The organism is Nocardia sp. SSK8 (assembly GCF_037034205.1).
GTDB lineage: Bacteria > Actinomycetota > Actinomycetes > Mycobacteriales > Mycobacteriaceae > Nocardia.
In genome coordinates, this window is record NZ_JBAGKD010000007.1 from 151,358 (window position 1) to 168,048 (window position 16,691).

At 69.6% G+C, this 16,691-nt stretch carries 16 protein-coding genes and 1 riboswitch; of the genes, 6 read left to right on the plus strand and 10 right to left on the minus strand.

Annotated features, from left to right (window positions below; translation table 11 throughout):
* Position 1: 1 nt before the first annotated feature.
* The gene (locus WA675_RS15675) at positions 2-949 is read right to left on the minus strand and encodes an oxygenase MpaB family protein (RefSeq protein ID WP_336085172.1); all 948 of its coding nucleotides are present in this window, start codon (positions 947-949) and stop codon (positions 2-4) included.
* A 102-nt stretch (positions 950-1,051) separates the two neighbouring features.
* On the opposite strand from WA675_RS15675, the gene WA675_RS15680 reads away from it, so the two are divergent.
* Positions 1,052-1,690 (plus strand): TetR/AcrR family transcriptional regulator, encoded by a 639-nt coding sequence (locus WA675_RS15680; protein ID WP_336085173.1) that lies wholly within the window; start codon positions 1,052-1,054, stop codon positions 1,688-1,690.
* A gap of 105 nt (positions 1,691-1,795) precedes the next feature.
* Here the strand turns inward: WA675_RS15680 and WA675_RS15685 are convergent, their stop codons facing one another.
* Both WA675_RS15685 and WA675_RS15690 read right to left on the minus strand, forming a co-directional pair.
* Complete coding sequence (locus WA675_RS15685; RefSeq protein ID WP_336085174.1) at positions 1,796-2,281, minus strand: barstar family protein; 486 nt, start codon at positions 2,279-2,281, stop codon at positions 1,796-1,798.
* Positions 2,281-2,781 (minus strand): ribonuclease domain-containing protein, encoded by a 501-nt coding sequence (locus tag WA675_RS15690; RefSeq protein ID WP_336085175.1) that lies wholly within the window; start codon positions 2,779-2,781, stop codon positions 2,281-2,283. Before WA675_RS15690 ends, WA675_RS15685 begins: the two co-directional genes overlap by 1 nt.
* Positions 2,782-2,941: 160 nt before the next feature.
* Between WA675_RS15690 and WA675_RS15695 the strand changes: the two genes are divergently transcribed.
* On the plus strand, positions 2,942-4,372 hold the full coding sequence (locus WA675_RS15695) for an ATP-binding protein (RefSeq protein ID WP_336085176.1): 1,431 nt from the start codon (positions 2,942-2,944) through the stop codon (positions 4,370-4,372).
* 3 nt (positions 4,373-4,375) lie between these two features.
* On the opposite strand, the gene WA675_RS15700 is transcribed toward WA675_RS15695, so the two are convergent.
* Positions 4,376-5,155 carry an exodeoxyribonuclease III gene (locus tag WA675_RS15700; RefSeq protein ID WP_336085177.1) on the minus strand — a complete coding sequence of 260 codons (780 nt, stop codon included), beginning with the start codon at positions 5,153-5,155 and terminating at the stop codon, positions 4,376-4,378.
* 69 nt (positions 5,156-5,224) lie between these two features.
* On the opposite strand from WA675_RS15700, the gene WA675_RS15705 reads away from it, so the two are divergent.
* Positions 5,225-6,079, plus strand: a complete 855-nt coding sequence (locus tag WA675_RS15705; protein WP_442945640.1) for an alpha/beta fold hydrolase — start codon at positions 5,225-5,227, stop codon at positions 6,077-6,079.
* Between the two features lie 45 nt (positions 6,080-6,124).
* On the opposite strand, the gene WA675_RS15710 is transcribed toward WA675_RS15705, so the two are convergent.
* From WA675_RS15710 to glpK (WA675_RS15725), 4 genes are all read right to left on the minus strand, one after another.
* Entirely contained in the window at positions 6,125-6,649 is a 525-nt protein-coding gene (locus WA675_RS15710) for a hypothetical protein (RefSeq protein WP_336085179.1), read from the minus strand.
* 110 nt (positions 6,650-6,759) lie between these two features.
* The gene (locus WA675_RS15715; protein WP_336085180.1) at positions 6,760-7,524 is read right to left on the minus strand and encodes an SDR family oxidoreductase; all 765 of its coding nucleotides are present in this window, start codon (positions 7,522-7,524) and stop codon (positions 6,760-6,762) included.
* Between the two features lie 44 nt (positions 7,525-7,568).
* Positions 7,569-9,248 carry a glycerol-3-phosphate dehydrogenase gene (glpD, locus tag WA675_RS15720; RefSeq protein ID WP_336085181.1) on the minus strand — a complete coding sequence of 560 codons (1,680 nt, stop codon included), beginning with the start codon at positions 9,246-9,248 and terminating at the stop codon, positions 7,569-7,571.
* Between the two features lie 33 nt (positions 9,249-9,281).
* Positions 9,282-10,790, minus strand: coding sequence for a glycerol kinase GlpK (gene glpK, locus WA675_RS15725; RefSeq protein ID WP_336085182.1), 1,509 nt, complete (start codon positions 10,788-10,790; stop codon positions 9,282-9,284).
* Positions 10,791-10,910: 120 nt separating this feature from the next.
* Here glpK (WA675_RS15725) and WA675_RS15730 point away from each other — a divergent pair, with 120 nt between their 5' ends.
* Genes WA675_RS15730 through glpK (WA675_RS15740) form a run of 3 tightly spaced genes read left to right on the plus strand, consistent with a single transcriptional unit; the run spans position 10,911 to position 13,515 of the window.
* Complete coding sequence (locus tag WA675_RS15730) at positions 10,911-11,738, plus strand: IclR family transcriptional regulator (RefSeq protein WP_336085183.1); 828 nt, start codon at positions 10,911-10,913, stop codon at positions 11,736-11,738.
* The gene (locus WA675_RS15735; RefSeq protein ID WP_336085184.1) at positions 11,735-12,004 is read left to right on the plus strand and encodes a hypothetical protein; all 270 of its coding nucleotides are present in this window, start codon (positions 11,735-11,737) and stop codon (positions 12,002-12,004) included. The genes WA675_RS15730 and WA675_RS15735 overlap by 4 nt, the downstream gene beginning before the upstream one ends.
* On the plus strand, positions 12,001-13,515 hold the full coding sequence (gene glpK, locus WA675_RS15740; protein WP_336085185.1) for a glycerol kinase GlpK: 1,515 nt from the start codon (positions 12,001-12,003) through the stop codon (positions 13,513-13,515). The genes WA675_RS15735 and glpK (WA675_RS15740) overlap by 4 nt, the downstream gene beginning before the upstream one ends.
* 104 nt (positions 13,516-13,619) lie before the next feature.
* On the opposite strand, the gene WA675_RS15745 is transcribed toward glpK (WA675_RS15740), so the two are convergent.
* Positions 13,620-14,768, minus strand: a complete 1,149-nt coding sequence (locus tag WA675_RS15745) for an MFS transporter (protein WP_336085465.1) — start codon at positions 14,766-14,768, stop codon at positions 13,620-13,622.
* 204 nt (positions 14,769-14,972) lie between these two features.
* Complete coding sequence (locus tag WA675_RS15750; protein ID WP_336085186.1) at positions 14,973-16,193, minus strand: NADP-dependent isocitrate dehydrogenase; 1,221 nt, start codon at positions 16,191-16,193, stop codon at positions 14,973-14,975.
* 364 nt (positions 16,194-16,557) lie between these two features.
* Positions 16,558-16,668, plus strand: a riboswitch (SAM riboswitch).
* Positions 16,669-16,691: the final 23 nt, after the last annotated feature.

Here is a 16,691-nt window from a genome sequence, read left to right on the forward strand (position 1 = left end):
GTCACACCGCGAGATTGCGCTGCACCCAGTTGCGCGGATCGACGCCCGGCATGCTCGCCCTGCCCGCCCGGACATTGCGCTGTTCGCGCCGGGCCAGCAGCTGATAGGACGGAGTCGACGGCCCGGCCAGCGCCCCGGCGAGCACGCGCGGAGCCATCGGCGGGGTGCGGTGCGCGGTGCGCAGGCTGCGGCACAGCGCGCGGTGGGCGAGTTCGTCGGCGAACCCCCACTCGATGCCGTACATCCGCCGGATCCGCGGCGGCAGGCTGCCCTGGACCAGCGAGTACAGCGCCGCGCCGACCTGTTCGGCGGGCGGGGCCAGCCGGTAGGCCTTGCGGCTGCCCGCGAGATAGGAACCCACCAGGCGCGCCTCGTCGGTGAGGAACAGCTCGTCGGAGTCCAGGTAGTCGTCGAAATACTTACGGAAGGCCGGGTAGTCGCCGGGGGCGGCCTCGCGCGGCATGCCGAACAGCTCACCCCAGCGGACGTAGTCCTGGTAGAGGTCCTCGCGTTCGGTGGGGGTGAGTTCGCGGACCAGCCGGTCGTACATGGCCTCGGCCGAGTCGAAGGTGAAGGCCATGGTCATGAACATCAGGTGCGGGTCGTGGGCCGCGTAGGCGGTGCCCGCCGGGTGGTGGGCGCCCGCGTCCTCGGGCAGGGTGCCGACCACCGGCTGGTGCTTGCGGCGGGTGAAGGCCAGCGCCCGGTCGGCCTCGGCCTTGCTGCCGAGGAACACCGCCTCGAACATCGCGCCCGTGATGGCCAGGCGGGTGTACGGGGTGGCCCGGTGCGCGGTGTTCTCGCTGGTGCCGACGAACAGCAGCGGGTGGACCGCGCCGATCACCAGCGCGCGCACGCCGTAGGTGAGCCCCACCGCCCGTTTGCTCATCACCCTGCGGATCATCGAATCGTCGGCGAAATATCCGGGTTCGCCCTGCCGTGCGGCCATGCTGCGCCTCCTCGTTGAGTGCATCTGGCAATAGAATCCCCCAGATTTGATAATCTGGCAAGGGTCTCTACCAGAGATCTATTTCCGCCGACAGGACGCAGAATGGATGCCGTGACAGCTCAACGGACCTATGGCGGCGTTTCGGCGGCCCAGCGCAAGGCCCAGCGCCGCACCGCCCTGCTGGACGCGGCGCTCGAGCTCGTGGGCGAGGACGGGCAGGCCAAGCTGACCGTGGCCGGGCTGTGCGCCCGCGCGGGCCTCAACGAGCGCTACTACTACGAGAATTTCGAGCACCGCGACGCGGTGCTGGAGGCGGTCCTGGACCGCATCGCCGAGGAGCTCACCGCCGCGATCGTCACGGCGCTGGCCACCGCACCCCCCGACAGCCGCGCCCAGGCCCACGCCGCCATCCACGCGGGCACCTCGGTGCTCATCGACGATCCCCGCAAGGCGCGCGCCGCGCTGATCGCGGGCATGGCGACCCCGGAACTCCGGGCGCGCACCGCCCGCACGGTGCGCGCGTTCGCCCGGCTGGTGGCCACCGAGGGCAGCGGGTTCTATCAGGTGGAGATCGCGCAGAACCTCGTCGATTTCCGCGCGCTGTACCTGGTCGGTGGGCTCACCCAGACCCTGACGACCTGGCTCGCGGGCGATCTCGACCTCACCCGCGAGCAACTCGTCGACCAGATCACCGACGTGTTCGTCCTGCTCGGCGACGATCTGGCCCAGCGCAGCCGATAACCGGCCGCGATCGGCGTGCACACGTCGAGCAGGATGCCCGACGCATTCCTGAGCAGAACCTCACCGGCTGGTGGGGCTACCGGCGACAGCGCGGGCGATCCACCACTACGAGGCCGGACGATCGCTCAGAGCGACGGCACCGAAAGCGTCCGGCTCCCCCTGCAGCACGACGCGGAAAGCCACATCGCGGCGGGCCCAGTAGGCCGCGGCCGCACGCACCGCCTCGGCGAACCAGTCGCGTTCGGTGGGCTCGTCGGCCAGCAGCTCGGCGGCGGCGCGGATCACCGCGACATAGCCGGGGCCATCGCCGACGAAATCATCGAGGTCACGCAGGCATTCGTCGAAGGCGTCCTTATTGGCGCCGAAGTAGTACGGGAACTGGAAGGCTGCCGCGAACTCGTCGAACAGCGCCGCGACGGTCCGCATCTTTGGCCCGCGCAGTTCCCGCACCCGATAGTCGGCGGGGGCGTCATAGCGCACCCCACCGAACTGGGCGGCGTCCACCGCCAGCGCACCGAACACCGGACGGTCGCGCGCCGGTGTCTCGGCGCCGGGACGAGCAAGGAACTCCGACAGCGGCATTCGCGGCATCAGCGCATCCTCGTGAAGGTGTCGTAGTGGTCCCCGGTGTACCAGGCCGACCCATCACTGCCGGTCACGATGCGCTCCGCGTCACGAGACCGATTGCGCTGCTTGGGATTGACATCCCACTCCTGATACTTCACCGGATTACCCGCCGAATCCTTCGGCGGCAGCTTCGTCCCCCGGTTCATGAACTGCTCCCCACCCTTGGTCCCCGGCGCATTCGCCGAATCCGGCCACCGCCCCGCATCGATCTCCACGAGCGTGGCATAGGCCCGATCCGGCACCCCGGCCACCTTCGTCACCGGCGCCGCCGAACTCCCACCCACCTTCGTCGCCGGTGGGCCGGGCTTGGGTGCGGTAGTGGTACCTCCGGCGACCGCCGAGGCACTGGTCACCGACGTCGTGGTGCCGTTGTCCCCAGTCCCCCCGAACAACGAGAGCCCCAGCGCGGCGAGAACAAGAACGAGCCCGGCAAGCAGTCCGAGCGTCTTACGCGAAAGATTCACCGGTACTGCACCGTCACCGGGGCGTGGTCCGACCAGCGCTGGTCGTGGGAAGTGCGCCTATCCGTCATGAGGGATGAACCTACGGCACCGAGTGGGCCCCACACGAGCACCTCGGTAGTATCATCAATGTTACTAACATCGATGATACCAAGGAGGGTGTGTGGACTTCGTCGGGCGTTGGCGTGAACTGCGGACCTTGGATACGGCCCTCGATCGCGTCCGGGACGGGGTCGGCAGCGCCAAGCCGGGGAGCTGTCTGATCTTGCGCGGGCGCCGTCGCATCGGCAAATCCGCGTTGGTCGAGGAGTTCACCCAGCGTAGTGGCGTGCCGAATGTCTTCTACACCAGTGAGATCGGGCCTGGAACGGACCCGCTGATCGAGTTCGCCGACACGGTCGCGCAGTCGTCCCTGCCCGAGGCAGAGGTCTTCGCCGAAGCCCTTCCGGCGAACTGGACTGCTGCCCTGCGGCAGTTGGCCGGGATCCTGCCGGATGACGAGCCCAGCGTCGTCGTTCTCGATGAGCTGCCCTACCTGATGGACGAGTCCGGCGCGTTCGAAAGTGTCCTGCAACGCGCGTGGGACCGCGAGCTGTGCCGCAAACCGGTTCTGTTGATCCTGATCGGATCCGATCTGGCCATGATGGCCGCGCTCACCTCGCACGGCCGCCCGTTTCATCAGCGCGGTACCGAAATGCGGCTGGGCCCACTCAGCCCCGCCGATGTCGCGGCGATGACCGGCGCCGATGCCGCGACGGCCTTCGACGCCACCCTCGTCACCGGCGGACTCCCCATCATCTGCGCGCGCTGGCGGTCGAACGATGATGTGTGGGCCTTCCTGACCAGGGAACTGGCGGATCCGGTCAGTCCGTTGATCGTCTCCGCGCAGTTGTCACTCGCCGCCGAGTACCCGGAGCAGACGTTGGCGCGGCAGGTCCTGGCCGCGATCGGCAGCGGCGAGCGGACGTTCACCAATATCGCGCGCGCCGCCGGAGGACTGGCCAACACCAGCCTGTCCCGCGCGCTGAACCTCTTGACGGACAAGGGAATCGTAGCCGGGGAGCTACCGATCTCGCTGACTCCCTCGAAGGACCGCCGCTACCGCATCACCGACTCATACCTCCGGTTCTGGCTCACGTTCCTGGGCCCTCACCTCGCCGAACTCGATCGCCTGCGCGCCGACTTGACGCTCGCGCGGATCCGCCGCGGGTGGACGAGCTGGCGCGGCCGGGCGGTGGAGCCGTTGATCCGCGAGTCCCTCGCCAGGCTCCTCCCGGCCCAGGACATCCCCGCCGTCCCGGCCATCGGTGGCTATTGGACCCGCACCAATGACGTGGAGATCGACATCGTCGGCGCCGACCGGGAACCTGTCGCCAAAGAGCTGGCTTTCCTCGGGTCCATCAAGTGGTTGGAGAATTCCCCGTTCGACACCCATGACCTGACGGCCCTGCAGAACCACCGCTTCCGCCTGACGGATGCGGCCCTCCCGCTCATCGCGGTCAGCCGCTCCGGCGCGTCCACCGATCACCTCGCCGCCGTCTTCACCCCCGACGATCTGCTCACCGCGTGGCAGCCTCGAACCACGCTGCCGTGAACCTCACCGGTACTGCACAGTGACCGGGGCGTGGTCCGACCAGCGCTGGTCGTAGGCGGGGGCGCGTTCGACGACGGCTTGTTTGGCGCGGGTGGGGAGGGCGCCCAGCGCCAGCTGATAATCGATTCTCCAGCCGGAGTCGTTGTCGAAGGCTCGGCCTCGGTAGGACCACCAGCTGTAGGGGCCCGCGGTGTCGGGGTGGAGGGTGCGGACGACGTCGACGTAGCCGGAGGCGAGGAGGTCGGCGATCCAGGCGCGTTCTTCGGGGAGGAAGCCCGCGGATTTCTGGTTGGCCTTCCAGTTCTTGAGGTCGGCTTCGGCGGGGGCGATGTTCCAGTCGCCGCTGACGACGAAATCGCCGGTGCGGGTTTTCAGGTAGGTGCCGAGTTCGGCCAGGAAGCGGTATTTCTCGTCTTGTTTGGGGGTGTTCTCCTCGCCGGAGTGCACATACACGCTGGCCGCGGTGACCTCGCCGAAGTCGGCCTCGAGGTAGCGGCCGGATGCCGCGAACTCGGTGCTGCCGAAGCCGACACGCACCGCGTCGGGCGCGCGACGCGAGAGGATGCCGACCCCGGCGCGGCCCTTGGACTCCGGTTCGGCGTGCGAGAGCACCCACCCGGCGTCGAGGGCGGGCGCGAGCGCCGTCGCCACCTGCGTGTCGGTCGCCCGCGTCTCCTGCAGGCACACGATGTCGGCCTCGGTCGCGTCGAGCCAGGCGAGCATGCCCTTGGTCGCCGCGGCACGAACACCGTTCACATTCACTGTCGAGAGGATCAGAGCCACCGTACGACCGTACAATGGCAGGTCAGGAAAGCTCCCCGGGACACCGATGTCCAGGAAGGGGTGATGACGATGACGTCACGCACCGCCAAGCCCACCGCCCGTCCCGCGCCCGTCGCGGCGCTGCATCTCGGGTCGGGTGACCCGGTCCTGCTGTTGCACGGGTTCATGCTCTCGCCGCACTGCTGGGAACAGGTGGCGCGGCGGATGTCGGCGCACTGCGAGGTGTACGCGCCCGCCTTCGCCGGGCACTGGGGTGGGCCGAAGGTCGAGGGCTGGTCGCTGGATGTGTACGCGCTGGCCGACCAGATCGAGAACCAGCTCGACGAATTGGGTTGGCGCACCTGCCATATCGCGGGCAATTCGCTCGGCGGCTGGGTGGGGCTGGAGCTGGCGCGGCGCGGCCGGGCCCGCACGCTCACCATCATCGCGCCCGCGGGCGGGTGGACTCAGCCCTCGCTGACCCAGTTACGGGTCGGCGCCAAGTTCGCCTCGCTGATCCCGTTCGTGGAGATCGGCAAGCGGTTCAGCGAGTTCGTGGCCGACAACATGCTGGTGCAGCAGGTGGCCGGGTTCCTGGTCGGCAAGCACGTGAGCGCGATTCCGCGCCGCGACCTGGCGACCATGGTCACCGCGGTGCTGCACTGCGAGGTGATCGTCCCGATGCTGCTGGGCAGTTTGCGCGCCCCGGCGATGGACGATCTGGACACCCTGAGCCCGCCGGTGCGGATGCTGCTGGCCGAGTACGACCGGATCATCCCCAACAGCGTCTACGCCCGCCGCTATCTGCGCGAACTGCCCGAATCGGCGGACCGCATCCTGGTGCACGGGGTGGGCCACGTGCCGATGCTGGAAGCGCCGGACCGGATCGCCACCCTCATCGCCGAGCACATCTACGCCAGCCGCGGGCACCTGCGCGCGGTGTGAACCGGCGGGCCGTGTGGGCGAACGGCGTCCGCCCACACGGTGGTGTCAGCTCTTGGCGTGCTTGGTGAAATCGCCGCGCCAGATCAGCTCTTCGGAGGTGATGACGGCCGGGTTCAGCTTGTCGACCGGGACCGCGTAGGCGATCTTGATGGTCTGCTTGGAGCCGGGCGGCAGCTTTCCTTCCAGGCCGTACAGGTACTTCTTGTCCAGCGACAGCACCGAATCGGCGGCGGTGCCGTCCTCGCCGTAGACCACGCTCGGCGAGGACCAGCGGTCCAGCGCCGTCGACGAGGTGTTGTTGAGCTGGAAGGTGAACACCGAGACGGCGCCGTGCCGTTCGACCTGGTCGCCTTCCACCTTCAGGATGGTCAGCTCGACACCGGACTCGAGCTTGCCGGTGTCACCCGGGTTCAGCACGCCGTCGGCGTTCGGGGTGGCCGGTGCGGCCGAGCTGGTGGTGGTCGAGGCCGGTGTGACCGGCTGACCACCGGGCGGCAGCTCTTCCTGGCAACCGGTCAGCAGCAAGGCGGCGGCAGCCACGGTGGCGGACAGCGCGAAACGGGTCTTCACGGATTCCCCTCCTCATCGGGACGCGCGGGGTCTCCCTACGAGATCTTCCCCCGAGCACAGCGCATGAATCATATACATCCCTGTGCCGCCGGGGTTTCCCCGCGACGGGCTCAGAGCAGTTTGCGCGCGAGCGGGGCGGGCAGCACGCGCAGCGCGTAGCCGAAGGGCACCCACGGCCAGGCGGGCACATAGGCCTTGGCGCGGCGCTTCTCGATGGCGGCGACCATGGCGCGCACGCCGGTGGCGGTGTCCACCATGAACTTCGGCTGATGCTTGATCCGGTCGTTCATCTCCGAACGGATGTAGCCGGGATAGATCACCGAAACATCCACGCCGGGAATGTTTTCCGTGCGCACGCCCTCGGCGAGGGCGGCCACACCCGCCTTGGTGGCGGCGTAGGTGGTGAGCGTCTTGGGCATGCCGCGCAGGGCCGAGATCGAGGAGATCATCACCAGGTGGCCGTGCCCCTGCGCACGGAACAGGGTGAGCGCGGCCTCGCTCTGGGTCAGGGCGGCGAGGAAGTTCACCGTCGCGGTCTCGCGATTGGCGTCGTGGCGGCCGGTGCCCAGCGGCGCGCCCTTGCCCAGGCCCGCGTTCACCACCACGCGGTCGATGGTGCCGAATTCGGCGGCGAACTCCTCGAAGACGCGGAAGACGGCCGCGTCGTCGACCACATCGAGCACCTGCACCGCGACCACCCGATCCGGATGCTCGGCCAGGATCCGCGCGCGCAGCTCGTCGAGGCGCTCGGTGCGGCGCGCGCACAGGGCGAGGTCGTAGCCGAGAGCGGCGAACTGGCGGGCCATCTCGGCGCCGAGGCCCGAGCTGGCGCCGGTGATGAGGATGGTGCCCCGGCGGTCACTGCGCGAATTCATGGGTCCACGGTAGTCATCCCGTGGCCGCCGGGTGCCGCTTCGGGTCAGTGCACGGCGACCAGGCGGGCGGTATTGGCGGCCTCGTCGTCGGCGGCCTCGTTGGCGGCGAGTTCGGCGTGGACGCGGTCGTAGTAGCGGTTGATCTCGGCGTTGGTGGTGTCGGCGTCCCAGCCGAGCAGCGGGGCGATCAGGTGGGCGATCTCGGGGGCGGCGGCCAGGCCGCGGTCGGGCACCTCGATGGAGATGCGGGTGCGGCGGGTGAGGACGTCGTCGAGGTGCAGGGCGCCCTCGTGGGTGACGGCGTAGACGATCTCCGCGGCGATGTGGTCGGGCGCGCCCGGAATCCGTTGGCGCAGGGTGTGATCGGTGCCGACGAGGTCGAGCAGGTCGGCGGTCAGCGAGCCGTAGCGGCCGAGCAGGTGCTCGACGGTCTCGACCGGCAGCCCGGCGGTGGCGGCGAGTGCCGCGGTGTCGCCGAGCATCTCGGTGTAGCCGACAGCACCGAGGATGGGCAGGGTGGCGGTGGTCGAGGCGGGGATGTCGCCACCGAGGCGGGCCGCGACGGCGTCGACCACGTCGGCGGCCATCACCCGGTAGGTGGTGTATTTGCCACCGGCGATGACGAACAGGCCCGGCGCGGGCTCGGCGACGGCGTGTTCGCGCGAGAGCTTGGCGGTCTCCTTGGACGCGCCGGTCATCAGCGGGCGCAGACCCGCGTAGGTGCCGACGATATCGGCCCTGGTCAGCGGCTCGCGCAGCAGTCCGTTGACGTGGTCGAGAATGTATCGCACGTCGGCGGCGGTGGCGGTGGGGTGGTTCTTGTCCAGCGCCCAGTCGGTGTCGGTGGTGCCGATGATCCAGTGCTCGGCCCACGGGATGACGAACAGCACCGACTTCTCGGTGCGCATGATCAGCCCGGTGTGCAGGTCGAGGCGGTCGCGCGGGACCAGGATGTGCACGCCCTTGGACATGCGCACGTGGAACGGGAACTCGACGCCGGTCAGCTTGATCATGTCGTCGGTCCACACGCCGGTCGCGCTGATCACGCCGCGGGCCCGGATGGTGTGCTCGCGGCCGGTTTCCAGGTCGAGCACGCGCGCGCCGGTGACCTGGTCGCCGTCGCGTTCCAGCCCGACCACCTTGGTGCGGGTGAGCACCGTGGCGCCGTGGTCGGCGGCGGTGCGGGCGATCATCATGGTGTGCCGGGCGTCGTCGACCTGGGCGTCGTAGTAGCGGATGGCGCCGGTCATGGCGTCCTCGCGCAGCGCGGGGGCGAGTTCCAGTGCGCCGGTGCGGGTCAGGTGCTTGTGCATGGGGACGGTGCGTGCGCCGCCGAGGGTGTCGTAGAGGGCGATGCCCGCGCCGATGTAGGCGCGCTCCCACACGCGGTGCTGGAGCGGGAACAGGAACGGCACCGGGTGCACCAGGTGCGGGGCGAGGGTGTTCAGCAGCAGCCCACGCTCTTTGAGCGCCTCGCGGACCAGGGCGAAGTCCATCTGTTCGAGGTAGCGCAGGCCGCCGTGGATGAGTTTGGACGAGCGGCTGGAGGTGCCCGCGGCGAAATCGCGGGCCTCGACGAGAGTCACCGACAGGCCGCGCGCGGCGGCGTCGAGGGCGGCGCCCGCGCCGGTCACCCCGCCGCCGATGACCAGCACGTCGATCTCCTCGGCGCCGAGCCCGGCGATCGCCTGCTCACGGTAGCTGCGGTCCAGTTGTACAGACATGCGGTTCTCCTTGGACAAAGGGGTTGTCGGAGTTCAGATCTCGGCCCAGTCGAGGGTGCGCGAGACGGCTTTGAGCCAGCGGCCGTAGCCCTGTTCGCGCTGCTCGTCGGACCAGGTGGGGTACCAGCGGACGTCTTCGGCCCAGTTGTCGAGCAGGTCGTCGGTGGAGGCCCAGAAGCCCACGGCCAGCCCGGCGGCGTAGGCGGCGCCCAGCGCGGTGGTCTCGGCGACGACCGGCCGCGAGACCGGGACACCGAGCAGGTCGGCCTGGATCTGCATGGCCAGCTGGTTGACGGTGACGCCGCCGTCGACCCGCAGCGTCTCCAGCCGCACGCCCGCGTCGCGCTGCATGGCCTCGACCACGTCGCGGGTCTGGTAGGCGATGGATTCCAGGGTGGCCCGGGCCAGGTGCGCGTTGTTGCTGTAGCGCGAGAGGCCGACGACGGCGCCGCGCGCGTCGGGCCGCCAGTACGGGGCGAACAGCCCGGAGAAGGCGGGCACGAAGTAGACCCCGCCGGAATCGCTGACCTGGCCCGCCAGGTCCTCGATCTGCGCGGCCCCGGCGATGATCCCCATCTGGTCGCGCAACCACTGCACGGCCGAGCCGGTGACCGCGATCGAGCCCTCCAGCGCGTAGACCGGTTTGTCGTCGCCGAAGCGGTAGGCCACCGTGGTGAGCAGGCCGTGCCGCGAGCGCACGATCTCGGTGCCGGTATTGAGCATGAGGAAATTGCCGGTGCCGTAGGTGTTCTTGGCCTCGCCGGGCCGGAAGCACACCTGGCCGACGGCGGCGGCCTGCTGGTCACCGAGCACGCCGGTGATGGGGACGACGCCCTTGAACGGGCCGTCGGGGTTGGTGCTGCCGAAACCCGCCGGGTTGGCCGAGGAGGCGATGGCGGGGAGCATGACGCGTGGGATGTCGAAGACGCGCAGGAGCTCGTCGTCCCAGTCGAGGGTCTCCAGGTCCATGAGCATGGTGCGCGAGGCATTGGTGGGATCGGTGACGTGCACGCCGCCGCGGACGCCGCCGGTCAGGTTCCAGATGAGCCAGGTGTCCATGGTGCCGAACAGGGCGTCGCCGCGTTCGGCATCGGCGCGCACGCCAGGGACGGTGTCGAGGACCCAGCGCAGTTTGCCGCCGGAGAAGTACGGGGCGGGCGGCAGGCCGGTGCGGGCGCGGATGAGCTCGGTGTGCCCGGCGGCGTCGAGGTCGGCGATGACGCGGTCGGTGCGGGTGTCCTGCCAGACGATGGCATTGCCGTAGGGGCGGCCGGTGTGGCGGTTCCAGACCACGGTGGTCTCGCGCTGATTGGTGACACCGATGGCGGCGAGGTCGACGGCGGTCAGATCCGCGTGCGCGAGTGCGGTTTTGACGACTGTGCGGGTGCGCTCCCAGATCTCGTCCGGATTGTGTTCGACCCAGCCCGCGCGCGGCATGATCTGCTCGTGCTCGAGCTGATGGCGGGCGACGACGGCACCGTGCCGGTCGAAGACCATGAAGCGCGTCGATGTGGTGCCCTGGTCGATCGCACCCACATACATCGTTGTCCTTTCACCGGACTCCGCTGTGAGCCCGCCCTGCGGAACCCACGCTAGGAACCTGGTCCGGGGGCCGCCATCGACACCGTTCGACAATGCCGAACGGCCTGGTAGGTTCGAGGGGTGCCGGGCCCGATCCAGTCGATCGAACGCGCCGCCGCCGTGCTGCGCCTGCTCGCGCGCGCCCCGGGGCCGCTGGCGGTCGGCGAGATCGCCGGGGCCCTCGACCTGGCCAAACCCACCGCGCACGGCATCCTGCGCACCCTGCTCGGGGTCGGCTTCGTCGACCAGGACGGCGCGACCGGGCGCTATCTGCTCGGCCACGCGCTCGGCGAACTCGGCACCGACCGGCTCGATGTGAACGAGCTGCGGTCGCGGGCGATCCACCGGGCCGACGCGCTGGCGGCGCGCACCGGGGAGTCGGTGCGGATCGCGGTGGGCCGCGCGGACGGGGTCACCGTGATCCACCACGTCTTCCGGCCCGACAACAGCGCGCAGCAGCTGGCCGTCGGGGAAGTGCTGCCCGCGCACGCCACCGCGCTGGGCAAGGTGCTGCTGGCCTATGCGGCCGCGAGACTGCGCGCGGCGCCCGCCTCCGGTGCTGTCGGGGTCTCCGGGCTCGCGGCCGCCCGGCCGGAGGCAGCGCTCGCCTCCGCCACGCCCTTGCCCAGCTTCACTCGTCGCACGATCGTCGATCGAGGTGAGCTCGACCGTGTGATCGCCGGGGTGCGCAGGGCCGGGTGGGCCGGGGAGGTCGGTGAGTTCCGCAGCGGGGAGGCGGGCGTCGCCGCGCCGATCCGGGACCGGGGCGGGCTGGTGGTCGCGGCGCTGGGCATCACCGGGCCGGTGGATCGGCTGTGCGACAACCGATCACAGATCCGGGCGGCCGCTGTCGAGCACGTTCGGCTGGCGGCGCAGGCTGTCCATCGAGATCTGCGGGTGGCACAGTGATCGCGCCGAGGCGAGGACCCGGCCTGGCGCGGGCCAGCCCGGCGCGGATCGGTCCGGCGCGGGTCATCCGGCAAGAGCGGGTCGGCGCGCAGATGACCGCCGCCCTGCGAGCGCGAGCCGATACGCGGGCGCGGGTCGACGTGCAGGTCAGCGTGGTGGATGGTGGTTCCGCGGCCATCCCAGCGGGTGCGGAGGTCTACGCTGCCGGACGCAGCGGCATGTTCGGCGTGACCGGTTTCCGCGCCGACGAAAGGGAGGCTCGATGACGGGGCGCTTCGTGCTGGCCATCGACCAGGGCACCACGTCGAGCCGGTGTCTGGTGTTCGATCGGCACGCACGGCTGGCCGGGCTGGCGCAGCGCGCGCATCGTCAGCATTATCCCAGGTCGGGGTGGGTGGAGCAGGATGCGCTGGAGATCTGGCGGACGGTCGAGAAGGTGGTGCCCGCCGCGCTGCGGGACGCTGGGATCGAGGCCGAGGACGTGGCGGCGATCGGGATCGCCAATCAGCGCGAGACCACCGTGGTGTGGGATCGGCACACCGGGCTGCCGGTGCGGCGCGCCATCGTCTGGCAGGACGTGCGCACCGAGGCGCTGGTCGATCGGCTGCGGGAAATGCCTGGTGCCGAACGTATTACGGAGCTGAGCGGGCTGCCGCTGGCGACCTATTTCGCCGCGCCCCGATTGCGCTGGCTGCTCGACGAGGTGGACGGTCTGCGCGAGCGCGCCGAACGCGGTGATGTGCTGTTCGGGACCATGGAGTCCTGGCTGATCTGGAATCTCACCGGCGGCACCCACGTCACCGATGTGACCAACGCGGGCCGCACGCTGCTGATGAACCTGGCGACCCGGCAGTGGGACGAGGAACTGCTGCGGTTCTTCGATATTCCGCGCGCCATGCTCCCCCGCATCGAACCCTCGACCGGCGATTTCGGCACGGCGCGGGCCGTCGTGCCCGGCGTGCGGATCGGCGCGGCCCTCGGCGATCAGCACGCGGCGCTGTTCGGCCAGACCTGCTTCGCGCCCGGCGAGACCGAATGTACTTACGGCACCGGCGGATTCCTCATGATGAACACCGGCGCCGAGCTGATCCGATCCGAACACGGACTGCTCACCACCATCGGCTACCAGGTGGGCCCGGAGCCGGTGTACGCACTGGAGGGGCCGATCGCGGTCACCGGATCGCTGGTGCAGTGGCTGCGCGATATCGTCGGCCTGATCGCCACCGCCCCCGAGATCGAAACCCTCGCGAGCACGGTCGACGACAACGGCGGCTGCTACCTGGTCCCCGCCTTCTCCGGCCTCTACGCACCCCACTGGCGCAGCGACGCCCGCGGCCTGCTCATCGGCCTGACCTCCTACGTCACCAAGGGCCACCTCGCCCGCGCGGTCCTCGAGGCCACCGCCTGGCAGACCCGTGATGTCGTCGAAGCGATGAACGCCGACGCGGGCCTGCGCGCCCGATCCCTGCGCGTAGCAGGCGGAATGGCGGCCAACAACCTGCTCATGCAGACCATCGCCGATGTCCTCGACATCCCCGTCGTGCGTCCCCTGGTCACTGAAACCGTCTCCCTCGGCGCCGCCTACGCCGCGGGCCTCGCCGTCGGCTACTGGCCCGACCTCCAGGGCCTGCGCCGCAACTGGCGAGCGGCCGCCCAGTGGCTCCCCACCCCCGACCGGGCCATCCGGGACGAGGAATACGAGCAATGGCAACGCGCCGTCCACCTCAGCATCGGCTGGGCCCGCCCGATAGCCAGCGAATCACCGAAGCCGGACTGACCACCGCGAATCGCCGGGCGAAGATCTGATCGACGGTGGCGGCGGGGTGACCACCAGCAGCACCACCGGGCAGCAGAGCCGGGATCGCAGCGTTGTCGAATCGGTTACGGCGTGTTGGCGATGGCGCGGCGGGCCAGCCAGACGGTGGTGGTGAACAGGAGTACGCCCGCGACGGCCAAGGCCGCGCCGACAGCGGCGGGGGCGGTGTAGCCGAGGCCAGCGGCGATGACGAGGCCGCCGAGCCAGGCGCCCGCGGCGTTGGCGATATTGAGGGCCGCGTGGTTGAGGGCGGCGGCGAGGGTTTGGGCGTCGGCGGCGACGTCCATGAGGCGGGTTTGCAGGCCGGGGGCCAGGGCGGCGCCGGTGGCGCCGACGAGGAAGGCGCCGAGGCCCGCGGTGACGGGGTGGTGGGCCGCGAGGACGAAGCCTGCCAGGACGACGACCATCGCCAGCAGCGACAGCAGGATCGCGCGATCGACGCCGCGGTCGGCCAGGACGCCACCGAGCACATTGCCCGCGATCATGCCGAGGCCGAACAGGGCCAGCACGATCGGGACGGCGCCGACGGACATGCCCGCCACATCGGTCATGGTGGTGGCGATATAGGTGTACACGGCGAACATGCCGCCGAAACCGATCGCGCCGACAGCGAGGGTGAGCAGCACCTGCGGGCGGCGCAGCGCGCCCAGTTCGGTGCGCGGATCGGTGATGGTCATGCTGGTCAGCGCGGGCACGAACCGCCACAGCGCGGCCACCGTCGCCACCCCGATGATCGCGACCACCACATAGGCGTCGCGCCAGCCCAGATGCTGCCCGAGCCAGGTCGCGCCGGGCACACCGACCACATTGGCCACGCTCAACCCCAGCATGACCGCGGCCACCGCCTTGGCCCGCTGCCCGGCGGGCGCGAGCGTGGCCGCCGCCAGCGAGGCGACGCCGAAGTAGGCACCGTGCGGCAGCCCGGAGACGAACCGGGCGAGCACCAGCGTGCCGAAGGTCGGTGCCAGCACGGTGGCGGCATTGCCGACGGTGAACGCCGCCATCAACGCGATGAGCAGCTGCTTGCGCGGCACCCGCGCGCACAGCGCCGCGATCACCGGCGCGCCGACCACCACGCCCAGCGCGTACGCGGAGACCGCGTGCCCGGCGGTCGGCTCGGAGATGCCGAAGCCCGTCGCGATATCGGGCAGCAGCCCCATCGTCACGAACTCGGTCGTCCCGATCCCGAAACCACCCAGCGCCAGCGCCAGCATCGCGGGAAGGTGCCAGCCGGTGCGGGGCGCCGCGCGGTCGGCGGTGGGGGTAGCAGTCACGCTTCCATGCAACGGCCGCGCGCGGCCCACCGCATCCCGGAGCGGGCGTGAGTTGGGTCTCCCCACGAGAAAGGCGCCCGCATCGGATTCGATACGAGCGCCTCGCCCAGCCGTACGATTCCGCGGTTCGGCGCGGAACCAGGCTTACTGCTTCAGGGCCCTGGCCAGGTTGACGTCGAGCGCGCCCAGGAACTCCTCGGTGCTCAGGTAGCCCTGGTCGCCGCCGACGAGCAGCGCCAGGTCCTTGGTCATCTGCCCGCCCTCGACGGTCTTGATGACCACGTCTTCCAGCGCCTGCGCGAAGCCGATCACCTCGGGGGTGTTGTCCAGCTTGCCCCGGTGCTCGAGCCCGCGGGTCCAGGCGAAGATCGACGCGATCGGGTTGGTCGAAGTCGGCTTGCCCTGCTGGTGCTGGCGGTAGTGCCGGGTGACGGTGCCGTGCGCGGCCTCCGCCTCACAGGTCTTGCCGTCCGGGGTGAGCAGCACCGAGGTCATCAGACCGAGCGAACCGAAGCCCTGGGCCACGGTGTCGGACTGCACGTCGCCGTCGTAGTTCTTGCAGGCCCAGACGTAGCCGCCCTCCCACTTCATGGAGGAGGCGACCATGTCGTCGATGAGACGGTGCTCGTAGGTCAGGCCCGCCGCGTCGAACTCGGCCTTGAACTCGGCGTCGAAGACTTCCTGGAAGGTGTCCTTGAACATGCCGTCGTAGGCCTTGAGGATGGTGTTCTTCGTGGAGAGGTACACCGGGTAGTTCTGCTGCAGGCCGTAGTTGAACGAGGCCCGCGCGAAGTCCTCGATGGACTTCTTGAAGTTGTACATGCCCATGACGACGCCGCCGTCCTCGGGCATCTTCACGACCTCGTGCACGATCGGCTCGCTGCCGTCCTCCGGCGTGAAGGTCAGCGTGACGGTGCCCGCCTCGTAGACCTTGAAGTCGGTGGCGCGGTACTGGTCGCCGAAGGCGTGGCGGCCGATGATGATCGGCTTGGTCCAGCCGGGCACCAGGCGGGGCACGTTGGAGATGATGATCGGCGCGCGGAAGATGGTGCCACCCAGGATGTTCCGGATGGTGCCATTGGGCGAGCGCCACATCTTCTTGAGGCCGAACTCCTTCACCCGCGCTTCGTCCGGGGTGATGGTGGCGCACTTGACGCCGACGCCGTGCTTCTTGATGGCATTGGCCGCGTCGACGGTGACCTGGTCGTCTGTCTTGTCGCGGTACTCGATGCCGAGGTCGTAGTACTCGAGGTTCACGTCGAGATACGGATGGACCAGCTTGTCCTTGATGAACTGCCAGATGATCCGGGTCATCTCGTCGCCGTCGAGTTCTACGACGGTACCTTCAACCTTGATCTTGGACATGGATCTTCGTGTCCTCCTAGGATGGTGCCCTCATTGCACGGCCAGGCGAACACGCTTGTGAGCGGACCCCAGCTGTTCCAACAGACAACGTATATGCCCCGCGTTGTCTGCGGGACGTGTGGTGCAAACAAGACAAGCGTACTGCTGCCCCGGACCTCACCGCGATGGGAGGGCCCGCTGTGCGGGACTGCCCTGGGACGAGCCCGTCCAGCTTACCCACCGGCCCGCGCGCGCCCATCTGGTCCGGTCCAGTGCACTGAGCTCGGGCGGACTCGCGGGCAACACGCCGGGTGGCCAGTGATGTTGGCGATGAAAACGGGGGAAATTTCCGCACGGATGAGATCGCCGGTTAACATGACGGCAAGGTCATGAGTACCAGCGCCAAGCCCCGGCTCGCTGGTCGGCAACCCTCCAGCTGCGGTGGGGTGCTCCGGGTGATGACCGGGCTCTCGAAGGTCGAGGGCAAGCGCGCGTTCGCAGGAGGCCCCCATGTGTTGT

Bases quoted from the DNA above. Each gene is read 5' to 3' on its own strand.
- WA675_RS15675 (WP_336085172.1), bottom strand. From the start codon at position 949: ATGGCCGCACGGCAGGGCGAACCCGGATATTTCGCCGACGATTCGATG.
- WA675_RS15680 (WP_336085173.1), top strand. From the start codon at position 1,052: ATGGATGCCGTGACAGCTCAACGGACCTATGGCGGCGTTTCGGCGGCC.
- WA675_RS15685 (WP_336085174.1), bottom strand. From the start codon at position 2,281: ATGCCGCGAATGCCGCTGTCGGAGTTCCTTGCTCGTCCCGGCGCCGAG.
- WA675_RS15705 (WP_442945640.1), top strand. From the start codon at position 5,225: ATGACGTCACGCACCGCCAAGCCCACCGCCCGTCCCGCGCCCGTCGCG.
- WA675_RS15715 (WP_336085180.1), bottom strand. From the start codon at position 7,524: ATGAATTCGCGCAGTGACCGCCGGGGCACCATCCTCATCACCGGCGCC.
- glpD (WP_336085181.1), bottom strand. From the start codon at position 9,248: ATGTCTGTACAACTGGACCGCAGCTACCGTGAGCAGGCGATCGCCGGG.
- glpK (WP_336085182.1), bottom strand. From the start codon at position 10,790: ATGTATGTGGGTGCGATCGACCAGGGCACCACATCGACGCGCTTCATG.
- glpK (WP_336085185.1), top strand. From the start codon at position 12,001: ATGACGGGGCGCTTCGTGCTGGCCATCGACCAGGGCACCACGTCGAGC.
- WA675_RS15745 (WP_336085465.1), bottom strand. From the start codon at position 14,768: ATGCTGGCGCTGGCGCTGGGTGGTTTCGGGATCGGGACGACCGAGTTC.
- WA675_RS15750 (WP_336085186.1), bottom strand. From the start codon at position 16,193: ATGTCCAAGATCAAGGTTGAAGGTACCGTCGTAGAACTCGACGGCGAC.